Annotated in this window: 4 protein-coding genes and 2 pseudogenes; 4 read left to right on the top strand and 2 right to left on the bottom strand. The window is 50.5% G+C overall.

Translation table 11 applies throughout. The features are described 5' to 3' along the window. A partial coding sequence (locus H7A81_RS25770) for an integrase core domain-containing protein (RefSeq protein ID WP_182059161.1) occupies positions 1-196 on the top strand: 196 nt, incomplete at its 5' end. Between the two features lie 229 nt (positions 197-425). On the opposite strand, the pseudogene H7A81_RS25765 reads toward H7A81_RS25770, so the two are convergent. After that, positions 426-1,581 (bottom strand): annotated as a pseudogene (locus H7A81_RS25765) (IS30 family transposase). Between the two features lie 165 nt (positions 1,582-1,746). Continuing rightward, on the bottom strand, positions 1,747-1,902 hold the full coding sequence (locus H7A81_RS25760; RefSeq protein ID WP_182059160.1) for a hypothetical protein: 156 nt from the start codon (positions 1,900-1,902) through the stop codon (positions 1,747-1,749). 40 nt (positions 1,903-1,942) lie between these two features. Here H7A81_RS25760 and istA point away from each other — a divergent pair, with 40 nt between their 5' ends. From istA to H7A81_RS25745, 3 genes and pseudogenes are all read left to right on the top strand, one after another. After that, a complete protein-coding gene (gene istA / locus H7A81_RS25755; protein ID WP_182059159.1) occupies positions 1,943-3,115 on the top strand; it encodes an IS21 family transposase in 1,173 nt (390 codons plus the stop codon). Next, a pseudogene (gene istB, locus H7A81_RS25750) lies at positions 3,115-3,907 on the top strand (IS21-like element helper ATPase IstB). The gene istA and the pseudogene istB overlap by 1 nt, the downstream one beginning before the upstream one ends. Before the next feature lie 407 nt (positions 3,908-4,314). Continuing rightward, complete coding sequence (locus tag H7A81_RS25745; RefSeq protein ID WP_182059158.1) at positions 4,315-4,593, top strand: MCP four helix bundle domain-containing protein; 279 nt, start codon at positions 4,315-4,317, stop codon at positions 4,591-4,593. Positions 4,594-4,850 lie beyond the last annotated feature (257 nt).

Raw genomic sequence — 4,850 nt, 5'->3', positions numbered from 1 at the left:
CCGCTTTCGGGATGAATGCCTGAATGAGCACTGGTTCAGCGATATTCTACATGCCCGGGAAATCATTAATGACTGGCGGCAGGATTATAACGAGTGTCGACCACATTCATCACTGAATTACCTGACGCCGGCTGAATTTGCAGCGGGCTGGCGAAACGGGAAATATGAAGAAAAACCAACTGACATTACTAACTGAAGGTTGTATCTAATCCTGGGGGCAGGTCATACCGATAATAGAAGCGGCAGGCCAATTCAGAAAAAGCTGCAAAATTTGGATAATTTCACTCATGAAGTTAGTATCTACAGGATTTTTTTTGAATAATTGCTTAACTAATAAGTGCTGTCAACAGATCTAAAAATATTACGATGATTAATCATAACACTAAAAGGTCATGTCATCACTGCGTCTGCCTATTGGTGTGAGTTCAACCGATGGATGCAACACACTTATTAAACCGCTCTGCGGGTGATTCATAGTCTAGCGTTTTTCTCGGTCTTTCATTTAGTTGTCTGGCAACACAGTTAAGTCTTTGCTGACTGTGAACCGATAAGTCAGTTCCTTTTGGAAAATATTGTCTGAGTAGCCTGTTCGTATTTTCATTTGAGCCACGTTTCCAGGGAGATTGAGGATTACAGAAATAAATCTGTATGTCTATCGCTATAGTAAACCGAGTGTGGCTGGTCATTTCAGCGCCTCGATCCCATTTAGTGTTTTATAAAGCTCAACAGGTAATTCCCGCGCTTGTTTGATGAGTGCAGATATAACAGTTATGGTTTGTTATCCCTGCTTTAGGCCAGCATAACAAAGCGGGAATAGCGTTCAACGAGGGTGACGATAAAGGAGTTTTTCGAGCCCTGTATCAAATAACCTTCCCAGTAACCAGATATGGCTCTGTCTGCGGCTTGCGGTGGCCTTTCGCTGACAGGTATCGCATTCGGGATTTTCCCTAATCCTATGCCTTTAAGTAATGACGTTCGGGACCTACGCACCGCTCTACCGCTTCTGAGACATTGCTGCAGTTTTTTTTAATGCTCCCCGGGTTCGTATAAAAAGTGTTTTATAAATCGTTTCATGTGACATATGCATTTCCTGATCATCTGGATAACAGCGTTTCAGCCAACCGGCGATTTGTTCCGGCGACCAGTCCTGATGCATCTTTTCTGCAATGATTTTCACAACGTAGGGCTTTCAATAAGCTTACAAGGTTTTGGTCTCAGAGCACTTTTCCACGCAGCAGTATCCGCTTTTGCTGCCCGGTATTGTTTTGCACCTCCGTGCCTCTCGATCTCGCAGCTAGTCGTTGATGGGGCTCTTTATAATTTGTCAGCGATGTACCTGATGCTTCTTTTTGCTACGAGTCCTCTGGATATCTCCTCTCTTTCATCAAGCGAAAGTGCTAACCGGTGCCGCTTTCGCACGGGAGGACGGTAGCCACCTGTCTGGTGGATTGTAGGCATAATAGAAGAGTGAAATCTGTCGAACATTCTAGCGATATCATGCAGGGAATCACCTTGCTTGTATCTGTCCCAGATAATCGCCTTTTGTTCTGGCGTGTAATAAATGCGAGTTCTTCGTTTCATGGCAACGCCCCCCTTGATCAAGGATAGCGTTGCATCGACCCGTTGAACTCACAGCTCAAAGCAGCCGGTCAGATAAAAGCACTTGTTCGATACTCTGGTTGCTTTGACTGCTGCCATAAACGGTTAGTCAGCAGAATTAACCCTCGCTGTCGTTGTTTAAAAACCTCACTCAGATTCCTCCCGTACCTCAATGTGAATAACAGTTACCGGCTCACCGTGGCTGCTGGAGGTGTAGTGCCGCTCCGCTGCACGGATTAAGGTGTCAGCGCCAGTGATATAAGACATTAATTCACCATTCGGGTTGTCCGCTCTACCCGTCATGCGGTTTCCTTAAGGTTCCCACACCGAAAAGGATTCCAGCATGCTGAGCAGAGAGGACTTTTTCATGATAAAGCAAATGCGCCAACAGGGTGCCTACATTGTCGATATCGCAACACAGGTCGGATGTTCCGAAAGAACCGTCAGGCGATATCTCAAATACCCTGAGCCCCCGGCCCGTAAAACACGCCATAAAATGGCAAAACTCAAGCCGTTCATGGATTACATCGACATGCGGCTGGCGGAACACGTCTGGAACAGCGAGGTCATTCTCGCCGAAATTAGGACGATGGGGTATACCGGCGGGCGCTCTATGCTGCGCTATTACATCCAGCCTAAACGTAAAATGCGGCCCTCAAAGAAAACTGTGCGCTTCGAAACTCAGCCCGGTTACCAGCTGCAGCACGACTGGGGAGAAGTGGAAGTCGACGTTGCCGGGCAGCGATGCAAGGTGAACTTCGCCGTCAATACGCTGGGTTTCTCCCGCCGCTTCCACGTCTTTGCCGCGCCAAAACAGGACGCTGAACACACCTACGAGTCGCTGGTGCGCGCCTTCCGTTATTTTGGCGGCAGCGTGAAAACCGTGCTTGTCGATAACCAGAAAGCCGCCGTGCTGAAAAACAGTAACGGCAACGTGGTGTTCAACGCCGGCTTCCTGCTGCTTGCCGACCACTATGGCTTCCTGCCGTGGGCGTGCCGCCCTCGCCGGGCCCGTACCAAAGGTAAGGTTGAGCGGATGGTGAAATACCTCAAGGAAAATTTCTTTGTCCGCTACCGGAGGTTCGACAGCTTTACCCACGTCAATCAGCTCCTGGAACAGTGGATGGCAGATGTAGCTAACAGGCGCGATCTTCGCCAGTTCCAGGAGACGCCTGCGCAGCGCTTCGTTGTCGAACAAACGCATCTGCAGCCGCTGCCGGCAACCGACTTCGATACCAGCTACTTCAATATCCGGCATGTGTCATGGGATGGCTACATCGAGGTTGGCGGCAACCGCTACAGCGTGCCCGAGTCGCTGTGTGGCCATCCGGTCTCGATCTGGATCTCGCTGGATAACGAGCTACGGATCTACAGCAACGAAAATCTGGCCGCGACCCACCGGCTCAGCGGGGCTTCAATGGGCTGGCAGACAGTGCCAGAGCACCATGCTCCGCTGTGGCAACAGGTCAGTCAGGTTGAGCACCGGCCCCTGAGCGCGTATGAGGAGCTGCTGTGATGTACGAACTGGAAACACTGCTGAACCGGCTGAAAATGGAACACCTGAGCTATCATGTTGAAAATCTGCTTGAGCAGGCAGTAAGAAGGAACTGAACTACCGGGAGTTCCTGTGTATGGCGCTGCAGCAGGAATGGAGCGTACGGCACCAGCGGGGAATGGAATCCCGGCTAAAGCAGGCGCGCTTGCCGTGGGTGAAAACGCTGGAGCAGTTCGACTTCAGCTTCCAGCCGGGCATAGACCGAAAGGTCGTCCGTGAGCTTGCAGGTCTGGCGTTCGTGGAGCGCAGTGAAAACGTGATCCTGCTGGGCCCGCCGGGCGTGGGGAAAACGCATCTGGCGGTCGCGCTGGGAGTAAAAGCCGCGGATGCGGGCCACCGGGTGCTGCTCATGCCGCTGGACAGGCTGGTTGCCACGCTGATAAAGGCGAAGCAGGAAAACCGACTGGAACGACAGCTGCAGCAGCTGAGTTATGCGCGGACACTATCCTGGATGAGATAGGTTATCTGCCAATGAACCGTGAGGAGGCCAGTCTGTTCTTCAGGTTGCTGAACCGTAGGTATGAAAAAGCTAGCATCGTTCTGACGTCAAACAAAGGGTTCGCTGACTGGGGCGAGATGTTCGGAGATAACGTGCTGGCGACGGCGATCCTGGACCGTCTGCTGCACCACTTAACGACGCTGAACATAAAAGGAGAAAGCTACCGGTTGAAAGAGAAACGCAAGGCCGAGGTACTGGCAAAAAGCGCAACGCCAATCAGTGATGATGAAATGGTGGAAAGCGGACAGCGTTAATGACCAACAGCGGACAATGAAAATGGCGAAAAACGGTCAGTAATCTTGGCGTTGACATTAAGGGGCTGCGTTGCTCCAGCAGGTCAGCGATCTCGCGGAGCTTTTCTGTCAGGCAGGGAGGAGAAACCGGAAGGTAGATCGGGGGCAGGGCTCTGGCCATTTGTTATGTTCCGCAATTAATGGATTTGTACATCATATCTTCGGCTGCCGGCTGTGTTTCATGAACGCCGTCATAAAGGGTGGCTAAGCGTTCCCTTATTATATGCCGAGCCCTGGCGGTAATCAGACGGCCTCGCAAACAAGCAACTGTGCTGAAAGAGGCAGTAAAAGTTCGTAACTCATCAAAGCTATTAGTATCTGGCTACAGGCCGATAAAGGAGTTGTTCTCACGTCCACTTTGAAAAAAAATGAAAATATCAGTTCGCCTTTTCTCAGGCTACGGCCTTTTGGTTATCTGTTTTTTAATCTGCACCGGCCTGTCTCTGCACGCGCTCAGTGAGTCCCGGCAAGGCATGGAAGATACTGTAAACTACAAAATGAGGCGCCTTACGCTTGTCCTGAACATGCGTGCTGCTGTTAATAACATGGCAGTTTCAGTCAGAGATATCGTCCTGCTCAAAGACACTGAGCAGGAGAAAAAAGAATGGCAAAAGATCAGTAATTTACATGAAAAGTATCTTCAGTAACGCGATCAGCTTGTTACCAGCATGATGCATAACGCTTCCCCTGAAGGAAAATCAGCGTTAGACAGTATTCTGTCCTCAGACAGCACCGCTCTTAATACGCTGACAGTTGCAGGAAAAATGGGGATGGACAACAACCAGTCAGAAAAAGCCGCCGACTATCTGCTGAACACGGCGCGCCCGGCTCAGCAGGTGCTGTCAGATAGATCTGAAGCGCGTCGTGTAGGGAAAGAGTGTACGGCCTGGTGTAAGTGTCGGTG

Origin of the sequence: Pantoea sp. ME81 (genome assembly GCF_903970985.1) — a bacterium.
Classification (GTDB): Bacteria; Pseudomonadota; Gammaproteobacteria; order Enterobacterales; family Enterobacteriaceae; genus Pantoea; species Pantoea communis.
This window is presented reverse-complemented; position numbering and strand designations above follow the sequence as displayed.